The sequence below is a fragment of the Blautia sp. HCP3S3_B11 genome (assembly GCF_052064435.1).
In the GTDB taxonomy this organism is placed as follows: Bacteria; Bacillota; Clostridia; order Lachnospirales; family Lachnospiraceae; genus Blautia_A.
The window spans coordinates 154,040-172,750 of the sequence record NZ_JBQHVP010000008.1 but is presented as its reverse complement, the minus strand read 5'-3'; the positions used below and the strand labels follow the sequence as shown (position 1 = coordinate 172,750).

Below are 18,711 nucleotides of genomic sequence, written 5' to 3'. Positions count from 1 at the left end.
AGAAATAAGGATGATTGCAGAGATGCTAATGCAATTGTCCTTTACATAAATTGTAACTGATCAGTCTTCTCACAGGAGATTGCTGAATAGTTACTATAAATCAATAATAAATAAGCAGATGCTAATAACAAGTCTGCGGAAACAAAAGAAATCGAATGTATGGCAATATAGCCGGAGATTTGTAATTTAGATGGAGAGTTCGATGAATTATACTTACATTGTCAAATGTGCAGACGGAACTTTTTATACGGGGTGGACAAACTGTTTGCAGAAACGGCTGAAAGCACATAATGAGGGAAAAAACGGAGCGAAATATACAAAGGCCAAAAGGCCGGTGACGCTGGTATATTATGAAGGTTTTTCCACAAAGGAAGAGGCAATGAGACGGGAGTACCAGATTAAGCAGCTTACCAGAAATAAAAAACTGGAATTGATGGATTTCTGACCAGATTGTACAAGGAGGACAAAAAAGATGAAAAGGATGACAAAATGGCTTGCAGTGTGTGCTGCATGTATGGCGTTCAGTGTTCCGACCATGGCAGCAGAGATGCCTGGAGTTACAGTGACACCGACTCCGGTTGAGACACCGGATATTACACCAATCGAAACACCGACACCAACACCGAAACCACAGGTAAAGAATGGCTGGTATACTTACGCGTCAAAGAATAAAAGATATTATAAAGATGGACAGTATCTGACCGGAATGCGTAAAGTTCAGGGAAAAATCTATTACTTTAGTCCTAAAGGTTTTATGAAAACAGGATGGATAAAGTATAACAATAAGAAATATTATTTCGGCTCAAATGGAGTAAGATACAGTGGTGTCAAAAAAATTGATGGAAAATATTATTATTTCAGTGATAAGGGTGTTCTGAGAACAAAGACTGTCAAAGTTGGAAATACGACATATTACTGTACAGAAAAAGGAATTCTGGAAGCCTGGAAGAAGGGAAGCACTTTTTATTATCCGAGTGGAAAGAAAATGAATTCCACAAAAGCATATGAATATGAAACTTTACAGAGAGCAAAACAGGTTGTCAATGCGATCACAAAACCAAGTATGTCAAAAAGTGAGAAGTTTGAGACTTGCTTTAGATGGGTAATGTATCAGCATTATTATGATACCAGAAGAATTTTCTACAACCAGACTGCATGGCCGGCATTATATGCTAATGACTATCTTATCCTGAGTGGAAAAGGCGGAGACTGCTTCTCTGATGCATGTTCTTTTGCATACCTTGCAAAGGCGCTGGGATATACAAATATTTATGTTTGTGTAGATACAACAGCAACTGATGGAAGCGGACATTGCTGGGCTGAAATCGGCGGCAGAGTATATGATCCATTATTTGCAGAAGCTAAGAGCTACTATGGATACTTTGGTGTAGGATATGGTTCTTATGGATTATATCCGGAGAGACGAGTGGCTGTTTAACCGAATCAAGTAAGTCCCCTGCGGAGGTTGCGAGGAGCAATAAGCAGTGGGTGGGACTTGCTTGTATCAGGAGGGGTACAAGCCCCGCCTGATAAACTGCGGAGCAGTTATTCGGTTATGAGCAAGTAGCGAAAGTGGATTGCGAATATCCGATTGACTATATAAATTTTGAAGAGTTTTAAAATTGAACATATAAAAAGATGCTCTGGCAGATTACATTGTGACTGTTCAGAGCATCTTTTTGAGTTATTCGGTGTAGAGCCACGTAGCGGAAGCGGATTGCGAATATCCGACTTTATGACAATTCCAGAAAATAAGATACATTGTTTATACTGGTAATGGTGCTACAAAGAAATACATTACAACAAAGTGGCAGGCACTTCCAAGCATAACAAAAATGTGGAAGATTTCGTGAGAACCGAAGTTCTTATGTCTGGAATCAAAGAATGGAACTTTTAATGCATAGATCACACCGCCAATAGTATAAATGATTCCGCCAGCCAGAAGCCAGCCAAATCCTGCGCGTGGGAGTGCATGGAAAATAGGAACAAATGCCAGTACACACAGCCATCCCATACCAATATAGAGCACAGAGGACAACCATTTAGGACAAGTGATCCAACAGCCCTTTAAGATGATGCCAAGAATCGCAACGCTCCATACCAGTGCACATAAAATATAGCCAATGTGGTTATGAAGGACAATCAGGCAGACCGGAGTGTAACTTCCTGCAATCATAACGAAAATCATCATGTGATCCATTTTCCGAAGTCGTCTGTTGACTTTTTCCGTAGAGTCTACGGAATGGTAGATAGTACTGGCTGCATAAAGCAGAATCATAGTCAGGATAAAAATACTCAGAGCTACGATGTGGATTACGTCATAGGAACGTGCAGCCTTTACAATAAGGGGAATTGCCCCGGCAACAGCGAGAAGCAGAGCGATTCCATGTGTAATAGCACTTCCGGGATCTTTTAATTTGAGTTTCATAAAAATCGCCTCCATTTATGTGAGTAAATAAAAACAATGACATGTAGTTATCGAAACTATATAATAAGTATACGATTACTATAACACAAATATTCAAAAAATCAAGTATATATTTTGAGAATCAAAGAAAAAGATTTTGGAAAAGATTTTGGAGTATGGAAAATAGTTGAAAATACGCGATAAAGCTCATATAATGAGATTAATTGAAAAATCAAGTATTGTTGGATAAGTAAGTGACAAGGGAGGCAGTTCCATGGGGAAAACCATAACGATATGTTTTACAAATAATAAAGGCGGAAGTGGAAAATCTACCACTTGTTCTAATCTTGGAGCGGCAATGGCTCAGGCTGGAAAGAAGGTTCTTCTAATTGATGGAGATATGCAGCTGAATTTGTCACTTGCGTTTTTTTCAGAGGACTGGGTGCTGGAGCATGCAACAGGGGAGAAGAATCTGTATTATGCGATTAAAAAGCAGGAAGACCTAAGTAGTTATGTGGTACATACTCCATATGAAAATCTGGATCTGATTCCGTCTTCTACCTTAATGAGTTCTATAGAATATGAACTTTTTACAAAATGGCAGAGAGAATTTATTCTTCGGAAATGTCTTCAGAAGATTAAAGAGACAGGAGCTTATGATTACATTTTGATTGATGCACCGCCTACACTTGGAGGCTGGGTTATGAATATTTTGTGCGCTTCAGACAAAGTGATCATTCCTGTTGAGGCAAGCCCATGGGGGATGTTTGGACTTGCAAATATGTTTGAATTTCTTAACGAAGTCAGACAGATTTCTCCGGATCTGGAAATAGCCGGAATTGCAGTGACGAAGGTGGATACAAGAAAGAATTACTATAAGCAGACTATGGAAACTTTGCATGAACTGGAGGATATCCATGTATTTGAACAGATCATCAGAGTGGACAGTTCTGTAGAATGGTCCCAGGATAACAGTATTCCGGTTGTTGAATATAAAAGATCAAGCAGAAGTGCCAAAGAATATACAAAGTTAGCAGAGGAGGTAATGAAGCTATGCCAGTAGGAAAAGAAAGTATTAAGCGGGCTGCAAATGCAGGTGCAAAGAAAACCGTAAAAAGATCTGTGATTTCCACACAGGATGCGGAAAAACTGGAGGCGGTATTTGTTACAGAGGACAGGAAAGAATCAATAGATGGACCTGTTCATATTAAGGATGAACTTCCGGTTTATCTTCTTTAAAAAAGGAAAAGGAATCATTTTTTTATTGATAGATTAGTCAAACGGATTATCAATAAAAGAAAGATTCCTTTTTATATAATCGATTGTGTGATGGTAATGGGGTGTTATTGTTATTATGGAGACAGAAGAAAAGAAAATATATACAATTGATGATATTGCCCGGGAACTGGGAGTCAGTAAAACAACGGTATCCAGGGCAATTTCAGGAAAGGGACGAATCGGACAGGCAACCAGGGACAGGGTTCTTGCGTTTATCAAGGAGCATGATTATCGTCCAAATGTTGTTGCAAGGGGACTGGCACAGAGAAAAACTTATAATATTGCATTATTGATGCCAAAGGATTATGTTGCTACAGAATTTCTTTTTTTTAAAGACTGTATGAATGGAATCTGCGAGGTTGCTTCAGCCCACGATTATGATATTATCATTTCGATGGTTGATGGGGAAGATGTGTCACAGATTGAGAGGCTGGAGGCAAACAGAAAGGTAGACGGAATTATAGTAAGCAGAGCTGTGGTCAGTTCGAAAATACAGAAATATCTGAAGAATTGCAGAGAACCTTTTGTGCTTATAGGCCCTACAAGTGATCCGGAGATTCCCTTTGTAGATAATAAAAATCAGGAGGCCGGAAAAGAATTGACCAGCATTTTACTGATGAAGGGAATGCGCCATCTTGCACTGCTTGGCGGAAATGAGTCTTATAATGTTACAGGAAGCAGATATCAGGGATTCTTGGATGCACATCAGGAATTGGGAATTCCTGTTGATAAAAATCTTATTTTCATGAATGCAGATAATCAGCTGGTTATATCGGATGCAGTAAGTAAATTATATGAAGCAGGTGCAGACGGCATTGTATGTATGGATGATGTGATCTGCAGCATGTGTATGAGCAGTTTAAGGGAAAAAAAGATACAGGTTCCGATGCAGATGAAGCTTGCAAGCATGTATGACAGTAAAAATCTGGAATATCACAATCCTCCGGTTACCAGTATTAAATTTGATACCACAGGACTGGGGCAGATGGCATGTATCAAGCTTCTGGAAATACTGGGAGAAAATCCACAGGAAGAGATAAAACCACTTAATTATCAGGTGATTTTAAGGGAATCAACACAGTAAAAAGCAGAGGCAGTGTTGCTTTCTGATATCATAAAAGTGTAGTTGTCAGAGAATAATTAATGCTGGCATCTGCACTTATTTTGTTGCAGAAAATTATAAATCCCGACAGGATTCTTTACTATAAAAATTATGATGGAAACGATTGCGCAAAAAGAGTGAAACAGTAACATGAATTGTGCAATATAGCAAAAACAAAGATGAAAATTTAGATAATAATGGCTAATTGACTTTGAGAATATATTGGAATATACTAAAAACATGAACAAGCGGTTGCGCAAACAGAATAAAAGAGCTTTTAGGCAGCGGAAATTATGGGATGTTTGTGTATGACACCAGAAATCAGGAGGAAGAGAAAATGAGAAAAAATGTAAAAAAGGTAATCGCACCATTACTGGCAGCAGCTATGGCACTTTCCTGCACAGTATGTGTAAGCGCAGCAGAGGATGAGACAATTAAACTGACTGTATGGGGCGCTGAGGAAGATCAGAATTTATTAAAAGAACTGACAGATAAATTCCAGGAGAAGTATGCAGATCAGAAATTTGATATTCAGATTGGAGTAGAATCTGAGTCTACTGCAAAAGATACAATTCTGACAGACGTAGAGGCAGGTGCAGATGTATATGCATTCGCAGATGATCAGCTTCCGGATCTTGTAAAAGCCGGAGCACTTCTGAAACTTGATGATTATGCAGAGGCGCTGCAGCTTGCAGATACAACACTTGATGATGTAAAAGCTGCAAACGTTGAAGGCGCTATTGATGCAGCAACAATTGATGGCAGTCTGTATGCATTTCCAAGAGCAGCTGACAACGGATATTTTCTTTATTATGATTCATCTGTAATTTCAGAGGAAGATGCAGCAAGCTGGGACAGCCTTCTTGAAGCAGCTGATAAGGCTGGAAAGAAAGTTGGTATGACACTTGCTTCCGGATGGTACAATGCTTCTTTCTTCTATGGAGCAGGATTTACAACAGGACTTAACGATGACGGAACAACAACTATGGACTGGAACGGAACAAGTGCTGACGGATATACAGGTGTTGATGTAGTAAAAGGAATGCTTGATATTGCATCCAATCCGGCATTTATGGCAGTTGCTGATGGTGATATGTCTAATCAGCTTGCATCCGGTAATCTGGTAGCATGCGTCTCCGGTACATGGGATGCGATTACAGCACAGGATGTATTTGGTGACGGATATGCAGCAGCAAAGCTTCCTACATTTACAGTTGGTGACAAACAGGTTCAGCAGGGATCTGTTGCCGGTTACAAATATGTTGGTGTAAACGGTTATTCTGAGAATTCCGGATGGGCAGTTCTTCTTGCAGAGTACCTTACAAACGAAGAGTCTCAGCAGATGTTCTTTGATCAGAGAGAAAGTGGTCCTTCAAACAAGAATGTGGCAGCATCTGATTCTGTTCAGGAAAATGTAGCTCTTGCAGCACTTGCAGCTCAGTCTGAATATGCACAGGCTCAGAAGGTTGGCGGAAAATATTGGGATCCTGCAAAGACATTCGGAGAACTGATTGCACAGGGAACATTATCTGCAGACGATGATAACGCAATCCAGGAAGCACTTGATAATCTGGTAGAAGGTGCTACTGCTTCTGTAGAATAATTGTAAAATAAAAAAATTATATAACAGATTTTAAAAATGGCCCATATGCATAACGACATGTGGGCTGTTTTAAGAAAACGGCAGATGCTGTCTGAGAAAAGACAGTAACAAAAATGAAATGACGAGGAGGAGAGATATGGCAGCACAGGACAATAATTCTGCTGCAGCGGCAGTGAGTGGATTCTTTAAATCCATCGGTGGATTTTTCGCTGACTTTGGTACTGCTGTAGTGAAAGGTGATGCCTTTGTAAAGCTGTCCCTGATCTGGATGGGCGCAGGCTATGCAAAGCGTAAACAGTATGTGAAAGCAGTACTGATGACATTGCTGGAGATCGCAGTGATCGTTTTTTCAGTGAAATTTGCAATGCAGTATGTACCAAAATTCAGTACCCTTGGTACTGTAAAGATGGAAAAAGTCTTTAACATGAAAACAATGAAAAGTGAATTTAATGATTATGATAATTCCTTTACGATTCTGTTGTTTTCATTGTTCAGCTTTGTTGTATGGTTTGCGGCAGCTGTTGTGTGGTTTAAGAACGTGATCAATGCTTATACACTTCAGAAAATGGAAGAAGCGGGAAAGCATATCAATACTTTTAAAGAAGATCTCAGATCACTGACAGAAGAGAAGTTTCATATTACATTACTGACACTTCCGGTACTTGGAGTTGTGATTTTCACATTAATCCCAATCTTACTTCTGATCTTTGTAGCATTTACAAATTATGATCAGCAGCATATGCCTCCTACTGAGTTGTTCTCATGGGTAGGTTTCAGTAACTTTATCAGTTTGTTTGGCGGCGGCGGTCTTACATCTACGTTCGGATATGCATTTGTGCGGGTTCTGGGATGGACACTTGTATGGGCTTTCTTCGCAACATTTACAACTTATATCGGAGGTATCCTGCTTTCACTGCTTCTTAACAGCAAGAAGACAAGACTGCCGAAGATGTGGCGTACTTTATTTATCGTAACGATTGCAGTCCCGCAGTTTGTATCACTTCTGCTGGTGCGTAATTTCTTCTCCAATGGTGGTATCGTCAACACAATCTGTCACAGCATTGGACTGACCGGATTCTTAAGAAGCATAGGACTTGTGTCCACAAGCTATATTCCGTTTCTTTCTGCTCCGGGCTGGGCACATGTAATGATCATTCTCATTAATATCTGGATCGGTGTTCCGTATCAGATGCTGATCGCAACAGGTGTCCTGATGAACCTTCCTTCTGACCAGCTTGAGAGTGCAAGAGTAGACGGCGCAACAACCTTCCAGATATTCAGAAAGATCACAATGCCATATCTGCTCTTTGTAACAGGACCTGCTCTGATCACAGATTTTGTAAAAAATATTAATAACTTTAATGTTATTTATCTGCTCACACAGGATGTTTATACAACAACGAACCAGGCAATGGCAAGCTCACAGGCAAAAGAGGTTGACCTTCTGGTTACCTGGCTGTTCCGTCTGACTCAGGATTACTACAACTATAAGATGGCATCAGCAATCGGTATTATCGTGTTTATTATCTGTGCAGTATTCACCCTGGTTGCATTTAACAGGATGATCAAGGGAGATAAGGAGGGAACATATCAATAATGAAAAAGATGAAAGATAGTCGTACTTCTTCTATAGTATTACATAATTTATTGATCGCAGTGCTGGCATTTATCTGGCTGATCCCGATCATCTGGCTGGTATGTACCTCCTTCAGTGAATATTCAGGAATGAATACCAGTACATTTTTTCCGAAGGAATGGAGCATCAGCAATTACATGAAGCTGTTTCATTCAGATTCTGTATCTCAGTTTCCGCAGTGGTTTCTGAATACATTTATCATTGCATGCTTTACATGTGTAATTTCCACTATGTTCGTACTGATGGTTGCATATGCCACATCTGTTATGAGATTCAAGATGAGAAAACCGCTGATGAACATGGCAGTTATCCTGAATCTGTTTCCTGGTATGCTGGCAATGATAGCAGTTTATTTCACACTGAAATCCTTTAACCTGACAAACAGCTATGCCGGTCTTATCATGGTTTATTCCGCTTCTTCAGGTCTTGGTTATCTGATCGCGAAAGGATTCTTTGATACAGTTCCGAGAGCGCTCTGTGAGGCTGCCAGAATTGACGGATGCAGTGAGGCAAGAATCTTCTTCCAGATGGTTCTGCCCATGAGCCGCCCGATCGTTGTTTATACAGTTATCAGCAGTTTCCTGGTACCGTGGATGGATTTCGTGTATGCGAAGATGATTCTGAATGCAGGTATTTCTTCTAAATATACAGTTGCAATTGGTCTGTACAAGATGCTGGATAAGAGTCTTATCAATTCTTATTTCACTCAATTCTGCGCAGGTGGCGTACTGGTATCTATACCGATTTCTATCTTGTTTATGATCATGCAGAAATTCTATGTGGAAGGAATTACAGGCGGTGCTGTAAAAGGTTGATGTTATGAATATGACAACGGGAAGAAGAGGAATCGTCTGGAAAACTCCGGATATCACAGCTGATGGGCTGAAGATGTTTGCATGTATTGCCATGCTGATCCAGACAATCGGAGTTGCTGTTATTGAAAAAGGACTGATCCATCTGGATCAATATACACAGGACAGTCTGAATCAGGCGATGGCCCAGGATTCCCGTTTGATGACACTTGCGGGAATCGGTTCCATCATGCAGCTTATCGGCGGGATGGCGATTCCCGTATTTACATTTCTGCTGGTAGAAGGCTTTCGGAATACTTCTGATTATAAGAAGTATCTGCTTCTGATGGTATTGACTGCGGTGATCAGTGAGATTCCTTATGACCTGGCAGTGGGCGGGAAAATTATGGACTGGTCAAGCCAGAATGCGATGGTTACCATGAGTATCTGTCTGATCATGCTGAAATGTCTGGACATCTTCAAGGATGGTTCTGGATTTACAGGAGGGCTGGTCAGAATGCTGATCGTGCTGGCTGCTGTGGTCTGGGTAAGTCTGTTTAGAGCGGAATATGGATTATGTATGGTGCTTTTGACAGCAGTATTTTATGTGTTTTATACACAGAATATTTTGAAAACAGTACTTGGCTGTATCATCAGCCTCATGTATATAACAGGTCCCCTGTCTTTCTATGGGATTTGGTGTTACAACGGTGAACGAAAAGACCGCATTAATAAATATGTTTATTATGCTTTTTATCCAGTGCATCTGCTGGTGCTTGGAGTAATTGCGAAATATGTTCTGTAAAGACTAAAACGAAGATAGCGAATTAAGAGGAGAACAAGTATGGACTTTAGAACGGACAAGCTGCTCCACGGCGGCGACTACAATCCTGAACAGTGGTTAAAAAGACCGGATATTCTGGAAAAGGATATTGATATGCTGGAGGAATCCGGATGTAATGTGGTAAGCCTGGGTATTTTTTCCTGGTCTACACTGGAACCGGAGGAGGGAGTTTTTAACTTCGGATGGCTGCAGGAGATCATTGATAAACTTTATAAGAGAGGAATCTCTACGATCCTGGCTACACCTTCAGGTGCCAGACCGAAATGGATGGCAGACAAATATCCGGAAGTGCTCCGTGTAGATGAGACACGTCATAGAGCACTGTTTGGATTCAGACATAATCATTGCTATACTTCTCCTGTTTACAGAGAGAAGGTACATATCATCAATAAGAAACTGGCGCAGGAAGTTGCCACACATCCGGGTGTTATCCTGTGGCATATTTCAAATGAGTATGGCGGAGAATGCCATTGTCCTCTTTGCCAGGAAGCATTTCGTAACTGGCTGAAAGAGAAATATCAGACGATTGAAAACCTGAATGATCAGTGGTGCACAACATTCTGGAGCCATACTTACAACAGTTTTGATCAGATTGAAAGTCCTTCTAAAATTGGTGAGACACAGCTTCATGCATTGAACCTGGACTGGAAACGTTTTGTTACTCATCAGACAGCAGACTTCATTCATCAGGAGATTGCCGCGCTGAGAGAAGGTGGAAGCACACTTCCGACAACCGCAAATCTGATGCATTATTTCGGAGGTCTGGATTACTTTAAAATTGCAAAAGAAATTGATGTGGTTTCCTGGGATACTTACCCGACATGGCATAAAGAAGCAGTGATCGATACGGCTTATGATAACGGAATGTGCCATGATCTGATGCGCTCTCTGAAAGGTAAACCATTCTTCCAGATGGAGTCCTGCCCGACTTCTACAAACTGGCAGAGCGTCAGCAAGTTAAAGAAACCTGGAATGCTTTTTGCACAGTCTATGCAGGCAATCGCACATGGTGGAGAGGGTGCTCTTTATTTCCAGATCCGCCAGAGCAGAGGTGCTTCTGAGAAGTTCCATGGCGCGGTGATCGATCATTACGGTGGAAATGATACGAGAGTATTTAAAGAGGTTTCCAAAGTCGGAGCAACTTTAAAAGAGTTAAAGGAACTGGCGGGAACGACAATGAGCAGTCCGGTGGCCATGATTTATGACTGGGACAGCCAGTGGGCAATGGAAGACAGCCAGGGCCCGAGAAATAAAGGTCTGCATTATCTGGAAGCAATGCTGAAATTCTACAGAGGTTTCCGTAAGCAGGGCGTGAATGTAGATGTGATCGATATGACTTGTGATCTGGACAATTATAAAGTGCTGGCGCTGCCAATGGTTTATATGTTCAAAGAAGGTTTCGCAGAAAAAGTTCGTGTATTTGTGGAGAACGGCGGTGTTCTGGTGACAAGTTACTGGTCAGGAATCGCAGATGATACTGACAGATGTTATCTGGAAGGAACTCCGCATGGACTGATGGATGTGCTGGGAATCAGAAGTACAGAGATTGATGGTCTTTATGACTGGGAAGAGAATTCTTTCGTTCCTGTACCGGGTAATGAACTTGGAATGGATAAGACTTATACTTGCAAGTATCTGTGTGACCTTGTAGAACTTCGCGGGGCACGTACTTTAATGACTTATGGAAGTGATTTCTATGAAGGATATTCCTGCCTGACTGTCAATGAATATGGCAAAGGCAAGGCATGGTATGTGGCAGCAGATGCAGATAAGGAATTCTATGGAGATTTCCTTGAGAAAGTATTAAAAGACAGTGGCGTTTCCTGTGGAATCAAAGAAGAGATTCCGGATGCACTGGAGATTACAGTGAGAGAGAATGGAAATGCGAAATATTATATTTACCAGAACTTCGGAACAGAGGCTGTCAGCATTCCTGCACCGGAAGGAGAGGTAAGCTGGATCTATGGCAACGGAAACGATAAACTTGAAGTTTATGGTCTTGCAGTTGCAAAGGTTATCGTGTAAAATAAATAGCGATGGATGAGGAAATCCCTTCACTTTGAGCAGAGATTGAGGCTGCCTGGTGGAGGGGTTCTTTTTATAGAGAGGTACATAAAATATGATTTCAAAGACGCAGATGAGAAATATGTCGGGAAACGCTTCTTAATTGAATTAAAGGTAAAAAAGTTTATCTGTGCTGCGCTTACAGAACAGTAATGAATATGAAAAATACAGTTTTCAGTGTGAGATTATTGATGAGGCACAGTTTATTAAGAATGCCAATACACAGGCTGCTAAAGCAGTAAAAGAGATTCAGACAGGATTCAGACTGGCGTTGACAGGAACACCGGTGGAAAATCGTCTCAGTGAATTATGGAGTATTTTTGATTATCTGATGCCAGGTTTTCTTTACAGCTATAAGAAATTCCGGGAAGAGGTTGAGATTCCGGTAGTTCAGAATTCTGATGAAGATGCGATGAAGCGTTTGCAGAAAATGATACGTTCATTTGTACTTCGAAGATTAAAGAAAGAGGTTCTGACCGACCTTCCGGACAAACTGGAAGAGAACATGTTTGCCCAGCTGACAGGAGAGCAGCAGAAACTTTATGATGCTCATGTAAAACGAATGATGTTGATTCTTGATAAACAGTCTGAAGAAGAGTTTAAATCATCTAAAATTACAATTCTGGCGGAACTTACCAGATTGAGACAGATTTGTTGTGATCCGTCATTAGTCTTTGAGGATTATAAAGGTGATTCTGCAAAAACAGAGATGTGCCTGAATATGATTCGTAATGCGGCAGATATTGTAATTCATTTCGATCCATGGTGGAATCTGGCAGTGCAAAATCAGGCCACAGACAGAGCTCACCGAATTGGCCCGAAGAATGTGGTAAATGTTTACAAACTGATCGTAAAAGATACGATTGAAGAGAATATTATGAAGCTTCAGGAAAAGAAACGTGAGCTGGCAGATCAGATTCTGGAAGGTGAAAATCTGAATGGCAGCAGCTTGACAAGAGAGGAATTAGTAGAACTGCTTACCGGAAAATAATAAAAGAAAAATAACGATTTTTGGTAAATATGGAAATGTATATTCTGCCTGTTTTTCCACATAATAACCATACAGCACATGATGTAAAAATTCTTGCAGACAGAAGCGTAAAAATATAATGTTTAAGATATATTTAGACGAAGTGTTGCAGGGAGTGTAAAAAATCTGAAGACTAATATTATAGCCTTCAGAACAGGAAAAACAGGAGGAAGAAAAGTGCATGAAAGCTACAGGAATCGTTCGGCGTATTGATGACCTTGGCAGAGTTGTAATTCCTAAGGAAATCAGAAGAACTTTGCGGATAAAAGAAGGAACACCTTTGGAGATTTTTACGGATCGGGAGGGAGAAATTATTCTTAAAAAATATTCACCGATCGGAGAGTTAAATATTTTTGCAAAAGAATATGCAGAGGCTCTGGCTCAGTCTAGTGGGATGGTAGCGTGTATTACTGACCATGACCAGGTAGTAGCTGCGGCAGGTCAGGGCAGCAGGGAATACGTGGGGAAACCTATCAGTAAAGCTCTGGAAGAAACAATTTCGGAGAGAGGTTCGGTGTTTGCCAATGGAAATGACAGAAGCCGGATTCCAGTGACACAGGAGCAGAGAGAACCACTATATTCGCAGATCATGCAGCCGATTATCAGCGCAGGAGATGCAGTGGGTTCAGTGCTTCTGCTTGGAAAGAATGAGAGAGATGTGATGGGAGAGTCGGAGAAGATGCTGATAAAGACGGCAACCGGTTTTCTTGGAAGGCAGATGGAGCAATAATAATTTATAATAAATTAATGGAATCTTCAGAAACCAATAGTGGTAACTGAGGATTCTTTTTTGTATAATAAAAAACGATGAAAAGGAGGAGCTATACATGATAGCAATTTATTTAGCACCGCTGTATTTGTTGGTGTGTGCTTATATTCTGTTTAGAAGTATACATTGGATTCAGGTATTGCATGCTGTTTTTCAGAATGTGTGGGTGTGCAGGGGAATCGGTTTTGTTTATCTTTTTGTTGTGTTCAGTATTCTGATTGCATTTATGATGCCGGATTCTGGTTTTCGGAGATTTATGAAACTTCTGAGTAATTATTGGCTTGGCGTTCTGGTGTATGCAATTATGACGCTGGGAATCGCTGATGGCGTGAGATTGATCATTAAATATACACTGAAGAATATCAATTTTCCGGGAAGAGAGATTCTTTTCAGTAATGTGGGAACTGCGGTCATTGGTACGATATGTGCGGTGATTATTTCAGTAATAAGCATTTATGGAGTAATCAACGCCGGAAATATACAGACCACGAAGTACGAGATTTCCATTTACAAGAAAGCGGGGAAATTAAAGTCGCTAAATGTGGTACTGATTGCGGATCTTCATCTGGGATATAACATTGGATGTCGTCAGATGGAGCAGATGGTAGAGAAAATTAATGCTCAGAATCCGGACCTGGTTGTAGTTGCAGGAGATATTTTTGACAATGAATATGAGGCATTGGATAATCCGGACAGGCTGGCAGAAATTTTGAAGGGAATCCATTCAAAGTATGGTGTGTATGCCTGTTATGGAAATCATGACATTCAGGAAAAGATTCTTGCCGGATTTACTTTTGGTGGTAGGGCAAAGAAGCAGAGTAGTGTGGAGATGGATGAGTTTCTGGAGAAAGCCGGATTTACGTTGCTTAGAGATGAGTATGTATTAATTGAGAATGCGTTTTATCTGTATGGACGACCGGATTATGAAAGACCAGGCCGGGGAATTGAGGAGCGAAAGACTGCGCAGGAAATTACTGATAATATGGATTTATCATTGCCAGTGCTGGTGATTGACCATGAGCCGAGAGAACTTCAGGAACTGGCTGATGCCGGTGTGGATGCGGATTTGTGTGGGCATACTCATGATGGACAGTTATTTCCGGGAAATATCACGATTAAATTCTTATGGGAGAATGCGTGCGGGTATCTGAAAAAGGATAACATGCACAATATTGTGACATCCGGTGTGGGGCTTTTCGGACCAAACATGCGTGTTGGTACGAAAAGCGAAATCTGTGATATTGTAATGCATTTTAATTTGTAATCTGTGAGTGTACAGAACCGAGCCAGTGCAACTTTATTATAAAAATGTCTGATGAGGGTAAAAAGATAATGTAATAGTTAAGTGGAATTGAATTATGAAATAAAAAATACAAATTATGGGACTTTGGATTCGGGATTTTGTAGAGGTGCCCCGAAGGTAGTGTAGTATTCTTCGAGAGTGAGTCCTGTCAGTGCAAGACAACTGGCAAGTGGACGGGTTACATATCGGATATGCCATGGCTCCCAGGGAATGCCGGTGACGGATTCTTTATTTGCAGGGTAGCGAATAATAAAACCGTATAGAGATGCATTTCTGGCAAGCCATTTACCTTCAGGAGTTTCAGCAAATTCTGTAATTAATTCATGATTAACAGCAGGACAGGAAACATCCAGTGCAAGTCCGCTCTGATGCTCACTGGTGCCGGGTAATGCAACATAAGGATTAACAGGAGCAGGAGATATCTGTTGGTATGGAGTGGAGCTGGCAGGATATGAATGTCCGATACATAGTTGTTGCTGGCGTTTGTAGGAGCGATATCCGGAGATTCCGGTAAGAATCAGAGATTCTCTTTGGGCTGCCTGTATCAGCATAAGGGCTGCATGTGCGGTGCGGATTTCCAACAGACGTTTCGGATCACCGCAGGGTGCGTCAAATGGAATTCCGATGTCAGTCAGATTTTCAGGAACATAGTCTGGTGGCAGAGGATAGTCTTTGTTGATCAGACGGGTATACAGATTCATAAGAAAAGCCCCCTTTCCCTTTTATGTTTATGAGGGAAGGGGGACTTTTATGTGGATTAAATTTAAATGAGGGAGTAATTCAGTTATAAATAGCCAATAATTTATAGCAATTAGTCGAGGGCTTTTTCACTCATTTCTTCAAGAAGATCTTTCTTCAGATCCCAGAGCTTCTGGGAAAGGTCTACATAAACTTTCTGTGGGTTTACGAAACGTCTGGATTCATCCCAGAGAGTGCCCTGCTCTTTCTGGCAGTAGTCACGAAGTTCCATAACGGATGGAGATTCATAAACACGTTTTCCTGTTTTGATAATCGGAACGAGAAGCTCGCGGACTTCATATGTTCCACCGAGGACTTTGGTCTTTTTCCATGTGTCAATCGGGTCAAAGAGAACCATGTTCTCTTCCTCATTTAATTTCTCATCAGCGAGGCAGATAAGGTCAGCTTTGATCTTGCCTGTTTTTTTGCTGTAGAGACGATATACGGTTTTATTTCCAGGATTGGTAACTTTCTCAGTGTTTTCAGAAAGCTTGATCTTAGGTGTAAATTCTGTGCTGTCAGCATCTTTAACAGCAGCGAGTTTGTAGACACCGCCGAAAGCAGGATTATCGTTGGATGTGATCAGTCTTGTACCAACACCCCAGGAATTAATTTTGGCATCCTGAGCTTTCAGGCTGTCGATGAGGTATTCGTCCAGGTCACTGGAAGCGGAAATGATCGCATCGTCAAATCCGGCAGCAGCAAGCATCTTGTATGCTTCCTTGGAAAGGTAAGCAAGGTCACCACTGTCGATACGGATGCCGTATTTGGTAAGTGGAATACCTTCTTCGCGCATTTCTTCGAATACACGGATGGCATTCGGAACACCGGATTTCAGAACATCGTAGGTATCAACCAGTAAAGTGCAGGCATTCGGATAAAGTTTTGCATAGGTTTTGAATGCGGTATACTCGTCCGGGAAGCTCATGATCCAGCTGTGTGCATGAGTTCCAAGTACCGGCACATCGAACATTTTACCGGTGAGTACACAGGAAGTACCGGCACATCCGCCGATCACTGCAGCGCGGGCACCGAAAATACCGGCATCAGGTCCCTGGGCGCGGCGAAGACCGAATTCCATGATTGCATCACCTTTTGCTGCATAGCATACACGAGCTGCTTTGGTAGCGATAAGGCTCTGGTGGTTAATGATGTTGAGGATTGCTGTTTCTACAAGCTGGGCTTCCATGATAGGTGCAACAACTTTTACAAGCGGCTCTCTCGGGAATACAACAGTTCCTTCCGGGATTGCATAGATATCACCGGTGAACTGGAAGTTGCTTAAGTATTCAAGGAAGTCCTCTTCAAAAATATCCTGACCTCTCAGATATTCAATATCTTCGGTTGTGAAGTGAAGATTCTCAATATATTCAATCATCTGTTCCAGACCTGCTGTGATCGCAAAGGCACCGCCACACGGATTGGTACGGTAGAACATATCAAAAATAACAGTCTGGTTCGTCGGGTTCTTAAAATAGCCCTGCATCATAGTTAACTCATAGAGGTCTGTGAGCAGAGTAAGATTATTAGCTCTCATGATAAATCTCCTTTTTGGTTAATAATAATATCTCATTATCTGGAGAAAATTATTATTAAAATTTCCTGTTAAAAGTATTTCCTGCTGTTTCTTTTGGCTGCGGAAAAAATGAATTACTATTTATAAGCTGCTATTTTATCAGTTAAATGTGAAAGAAATGGATATAAACAGTAATGAGTTGTTATTGATTATATCATAATTTCACGCTGAGTACATAAAAAAGTCCCTGAAAAAGGCGCTATTTTCACGCTTTTGAAGAAAAATAAAAAAAATTAAAAAAAATTCAAAAAAGGGGTTGCATTTTCTGGAAGACTATTATATAATACCAATTGTCGCGAACGAAGTAGCGAAAACAAAATAAAGGGCTATCGCCAAACGGTAAGGCAACGGACTCTGACTCCGTCAGTTCAAGGTTCGAATCCTTGTAGCCCTGCTAAATGAGACATCTCGGTATGAGGTGTCTTTTTTTATGGCTTAAAGGATATGAGTGTCTAGAGCGTGTTTGAAAAAGGCTTTCCGCAAGATGTATGTCACAATTTGTGGGAGATTTTGCCCGGATGAAGGCGCCGTAGCGGGCTACGGCAACCGAATTCGGGCAAAATATGCTGCAAAGTGGGGCGTGCATCTTGCGGGAATGATTTTTCAAACACGCTCTAATTTAATTCGAGGCTATCTATTTTTTTCTGTGTTTCAGAAGAGACATGAGGATATACCTCTTTCAGATAATATTGGATATCGTAGTGATCCGGATACTGATAGGTAAAGTCTCCCACTTCTTTTATTTTTTCTGCAAGGTCTATTAGCTTAAGTGCAAAAGTTTCATAGTCTTCCAGACGGGTATAACAGAGGCAGTAAAACTGGAAGAGTACGTACTCGGAACTTCCGTTAGCCTTCTGTTCATCGCATAGTTTCAGAGCGGCTTCGTAATTCTCTTCTTTTATTAAAGCAGAAATAGAAGAAAACTTTGCAGCAGATTGCTGGCAGGCATTCATGCAGGTTTCGTATTTATCCTTTTCAGCAGAAGAAAGCTCCATATTTCCTATTTCAACCATACGTGTATAAAGTGGAGAAGCGTCCAGAATACTTTGTGTTCCCATGACATCAGTAATAAATGTGATTATCACATCGGCGGCCTCATCGTAATTTCCTTCCGCCTCATAAAGGGAAGAATAGGTCAGAGCACCTGCAAAAGTATCCGATGGTGTATTGGTGCTTTCCAGGATGTCTCGTGCTTTTTGCAAATCTCCGTTGTCAATAGCTTCCTGCGCCTGAGTGCAAGGTGTTTCAAAGTTAGGCTCTGGTGTGGAATGCAATGAGCTAAGCAGAAGAACTACGGTGATCAAAAGTATGATACAGGCAAGTATATTGGACAATATAAATGAAAGCCTGTATGTGCCGGTATGGTGATTCATGCGATTGCACTGTTCCAGAATCTGTGAGGTATATTCACCGGGAATCTGGTTTCGTAATTCCTGAAGTTGATGTGGCGAGGTAATATTTTGTTTTTTCAGATATTCGAGATCCTGCTGTTTATGCAGAATCTTCAGTAGTTTTTTGTTCATATGATTTCCTCATTGTCAGGATAATAATTAAGGATAATACCGGAAAA

The 18,711-nt window shown here is 41.0% G+C and carries 18 protein-coding genes, 1 tRNA gene and 1 pseudogene; 15 read left to right on the top strand and 5 right to left on the bottom strand.

Annotation, left to right across the window (positions count from 1 at the left end; all coding sequences use genetic code 11):
* Nucleotides 1-202 precede the first annotated feature (202 nt).
* Together ACTNC0_RS08170 and ACTNC0_RS08165 are read left to right on the top strand one after the other, a co-directional pair.
* Complete coding sequence (locus ACTNC0_RS08170) at nucleotides 203-445, top strand: GIY-YIG nuclease family protein (RefSeq protein ID WP_441086995.1); 243 nt, start codon at nucleotides 203-205, stop codon at nucleotides 443-445.
* A gap of 27 nt (nucleotides 446-472) precedes the next feature.
* Nucleotides 473-1,438, top strand: coding sequence for an N-acetylmuramoyl-L-alanine amidase family protein (locus ACTNC0_RS08165; protein ID WP_441086994.1), 966 nt, complete (start codon nucleotides 473-475; stop codon nucleotides 1,436-1,438).
* 327 nt (nucleotides 1,439-1,765) lie between these two features.
* On the opposite strand, the gene trhA is transcribed toward ACTNC0_RS08165, so the two are convergent.
* The gene (trhA, locus tag ACTNC0_RS08160; protein ID WP_441086993.1) at nucleotides 1,766-2,428 is read right to left on the bottom strand and encodes a PAQR family membrane homeostasis protein TrhA; all 663 of its coding nucleotides are present in this window, start codon (nucleotides 2,426-2,428) and stop codon (nucleotides 1,766-1,768) included.
* A gap of 253 nt (nucleotides 2,429-2,681) precedes the next feature.
* Here trhA and ACTNC0_RS08155 point away from each other — a divergent pair, with 253 nt between their 5' ends.
* The 11 genes and pseudogenes from ACTNC0_RS08155 (at nucleotide 2,682) to ACTNC0_RS08105 (ending at nucleotide 14,788) form a co-directional block, all read left to right on the top strand.
* On the top strand, nucleotides 2,682-3,470 hold the full coding sequence (locus ACTNC0_RS08155; RefSeq protein WP_441086992.1) for a ParA family protein: 789 nt from the start codon (nucleotides 2,682-2,684) through the stop codon (nucleotides 3,468-3,470).
* Nucleotides 3,461-3,646, top strand: a complete 186-nt coding sequence (locus ACTNC0_RS08150) for a hypothetical protein (protein WP_019160308.1) — start codon at nucleotides 3,461-3,463, stop codon at nucleotides 3,644-3,646. Before ACTNC0_RS08155 ends, ACTNC0_RS08150 begins: the two co-directional genes overlap by 10 nt.
* Nucleotides 3,647-3,761: 115 nt before the next feature.
* Entirely contained in the window at nucleotides 3,762-4,769 is a 1,008-nt protein-coding gene (locus ACTNC0_RS08145; protein WP_441086991.1) for a LacI family DNA-binding transcriptional regulator, read from the top strand.
* Nucleotides 4,770-5,124: 355 nt separating this feature from the next.
* Complete coding sequence (locus ACTNC0_RS08140) at nucleotides 5,125-6,390, top strand: extracellular solute-binding protein (RefSeq protein ID WP_441086990.1); 1,266 nt, start codon at nucleotides 5,125-5,127, stop codon at nucleotides 6,388-6,390.
* 136 nt (nucleotides 6,391-6,526) lie between these two features.
* The gene (locus ACTNC0_RS08135; RefSeq protein WP_441086989.1) at nucleotides 6,527-7,987 is read left to right on the top strand and encodes a carbohydrate ABC transporter permease; all 1,461 of its coding nucleotides are present in this window, start codon (nucleotides 6,527-6,529) and stop codon (nucleotides 7,985-7,987) included.
* Complete coding sequence (locus tag ACTNC0_RS08130; protein WP_441086988.1) at nucleotides 7,987-8,841, top strand: sugar ABC transporter permease; 855 nt, start codon at nucleotides 7,987-7,989, stop codon at nucleotides 8,839-8,841. Before ACTNC0_RS08135 ends, ACTNC0_RS08130 begins: the two co-directional genes overlap by 1 nt.
* Before the next feature lie 4 nt (nucleotides 8,842-8,845).
* Nucleotides 8,846-9,622 (top strand): TraX family protein, encoded by a 777-nt coding sequence (locus ACTNC0_RS08125; protein ID WP_441086987.1) that lies wholly within the window; start codon nucleotides 8,846-8,848, stop codon nucleotides 9,620-9,622.
* A 39-nt stretch (nucleotides 9,623-9,661) separates the two neighbouring features.
* Nucleotides 9,662-11,686 carry a beta-galactosidase gene (locus ACTNC0_RS08120; RefSeq protein ID WP_441086985.1) on the top strand — a complete coding sequence of 675 codons (2,025 nt, stop codon included), beginning with the start codon at nucleotides 9,662-9,664 and terminating at the stop codon, nucleotides 11,684-11,686.
* A 181-nt stretch (nucleotides 11,687-11,867) separates the two neighbouring features.
* Nucleotides 11,868-12,716: pseudogene (locus ACTNC0_RS08115) on the top strand (DEAD/DEAH box helicase); the annotation flags it as partial.
* Nucleotides 12,717-12,936: 220 nt separating this feature from the next.
* Entirely contained in the window at nucleotides 12,937-13,485 is a 549-nt protein-coding gene (gene spoVT, locus ACTNC0_RS08110) for a stage V sporulation protein T (protein ID WP_118516658.1), read from the top strand.
* 97 nt (nucleotides 13,486-13,582) lie between these two features.
* Nucleotides 13,583-14,788 (top strand): metallophosphoesterase, encoded by a 1,206-nt coding sequence (locus tag ACTNC0_RS08105; protein WP_441086983.1) that lies wholly within the window; start codon nucleotides 13,583-13,585, stop codon nucleotides 14,786-14,788.
* A 113-nt stretch (nucleotides 14,789-14,901) separates the two neighbouring features.
* Here the strand turns inward: ACTNC0_RS08105 and ACTNC0_RS08100 are convergent, their stop codons facing one another.
* Both ACTNC0_RS08100 and ACTNC0_RS08095 read right to left on the bottom strand, forming a co-directional pair.
* Entirely contained in the window at nucleotides 14,902-15,528 is a 627-nt protein-coding gene (locus ACTNC0_RS08100; RefSeq protein WP_441086981.1) for a M15 family metallopeptidase, read from the bottom strand.
* 110 nt (nucleotides 15,529-15,638) lie between these two features.
* Nucleotides 15,639-17,102 (bottom strand): nicotinate phosphoribosyltransferase, encoded by a 1,464-nt coding sequence (locus ACTNC0_RS08095; RefSeq protein ID WP_441086980.1) that lies wholly within the window; start codon nucleotides 17,100-17,102, stop codon nucleotides 15,639-15,641.
* A 361-nt stretch (nucleotides 17,103-17,463) separates the two neighbouring features.
* Here ACTNC0_RS08095 and ACTNC0_RS08090 point away from each other — a divergent pair.
* A tRNA-Gln gene (locus ACTNC0_RS08090) sits at nucleotides 17,464-17,535 on the top strand.
* On the opposite strand, the gene ACTNC0_RS08085 is transcribed toward ACTNC0_RS08090, so the two are convergent.
* On the bottom strand, nucleotides 17,536-17,706 hold the full coding sequence (locus ACTNC0_RS08085; RefSeq protein ID WP_441087008.1) for a DUF6783 domain-containing protein: 171 nt from the start codon (nucleotides 17,704-17,706) through the stop codon (nucleotides 17,536-17,538).
* Here ACTNC0_RS08085 and ACTNC0_RS08080 point away from each other — a divergent pair.
* The gene (locus ACTNC0_RS08080) at nucleotides 17,626-17,865 is read left to right on the top strand and encodes a DUF6783 domain-containing protein (RefSeq protein WP_441087007.1); all 240 of its coding nucleotides are present in this window, start codon (nucleotides 17,626-17,628) and stop codon (nucleotides 17,863-17,865) included. The two genes, ACTNC0_RS08085 and ACTNC0_RS08080, sit on opposite strands and share 81 nt — an antisense overlap.
* Here the strand turns inward: ACTNC0_RS08080 and ACTNC0_RS08075 are convergent.
* Nucleotides 17,756-18,664: a hypothetical protein gene (locus ACTNC0_RS08075; RefSeq protein ID WP_441086979.1), complete on the bottom strand. Its 909-nt coding sequence runs from the start codon at nucleotides 18,662-18,664 to the stop codon at nucleotides 17,756-17,758. The two genes, ACTNC0_RS08080 and ACTNC0_RS08075, sit on opposite strands and share 110 nt — an antisense overlap.
* Nucleotides 18,665-18,711: the final 47 nt, after the last annotated feature.

Bases quoted from the DNA above. Each gene is read 5' to 3' on its own strand.
- ACTNC0_RS08130 (WP_441086988.1), top strand. From the start codon at position 7,987: ATGAAAAAGATGAAAGATAGTCGTACTTCTTCTATAGTATTACATAAT.
- spoVT (WP_118516658.1), top strand. From the start codon at position 12,937: ATGAAAGCTACAGGAATCGTTCGGCGTATTGATGACCTTGGCAGAGTT.
- ACTNC0_RS08080 (WP_441087007.1), top strand. From the start codon at position 17,626: ATGTATGTCACAATTTGTGGGAGATTTTGCCCGGATGAAGGCGCCGTA.
- ACTNC0_RS08165 (WP_441086994.1), top strand. From the start codon at position 473: ATGAAAAGGATGACAAAATGGCTTGCAGTGTGTGCTGCATGTATGGCG.
- ACTNC0_RS08135 (WP_441086989.1), top strand. From the start codon at position 6,527: ATGGCAGCACAGGACAATAATTCTGCTGCAGCGGCAGTGAGTGGATTC.
- ACTNC0_RS08075 (WP_441086979.1), bottom strand. From the start codon at position 18,664: ATGAACAAAAAACTACTGAAGATTCTGCATAAACAGCAGGATCTCGAA.
- ACTNC0_RS08150 (WP_019160308.1), top strand. From the start codon at position 3,461: ATGCCAGTAGGAAAAGAAAGTATTAAGCGGGCTGCAAATGCAGGTGCA.
- ACTNC0_RS08155 (WP_441086992.1), top strand. From the start codon at position 2,682: ATGGGGAAAACCATAACGATATGTTTTACAAATAATAAAGGCGGAAGT.
- ACTNC0_RS08145 (WP_441086991.1), top strand. From the start codon at position 3,762: ATGGAGACAGAAGAAAAGAAAATATATACAATTGATGATATTGCCCGG.
- ACTNC0_RS08095 (WP_441086980.1), bottom strand. From the start codon at position 17,102: ATGAGAGCTAATAATCTTACTCTGCTCACAGACCTCTATGAGTTAACT.
- trhA (WP_441086993.1), bottom strand. From the start codon at position 2,428: ATGAAACTCAAATTAAAAGATCCCGGAAGTGCTATTACACATGGAATC.
- ACTNC0_RS08125 (WP_441086987.1), top strand. From the start codon at position 8,846: ATGAATATGACAACGGGAAGAAGAGGAATCGTCTGGAAAACTCCGGAT.
- ACTNC0_RS08140 (WP_441086990.1), top strand. From the start codon at position 5,125: ATGAGAAAAAATGTAAAAAAGGTAATCGCACCATTACTGGCAGCAGCT.
- ACTNC0_RS08170 (WP_441086995.1), top strand. From the start codon at position 203: ATGAATTATACTTACATTGTCAAATGTGCAGACGGAACTTTTTATACG.
- ACTNC0_RS08120 (WP_441086985.1), top strand. From the start codon at position 9,662: ATGGACTTTAGAACGGACAAGCTGCTCCACGGCGGCGACTACAATCCT.
- ACTNC0_RS08100 (WP_441086981.1), bottom strand. From the start codon at position 15,528: ATGAATCTGTATACCCGTCTGATCAACAAAGACTATCCTCTGCCACCA.
- ACTNC0_RS08105 (WP_441086983.1), top strand. From the start codon at position 13,583: ATGATAGCAATTTATTTAGCACCGCTGTATTTGTTGGTGTGTGCTTAT.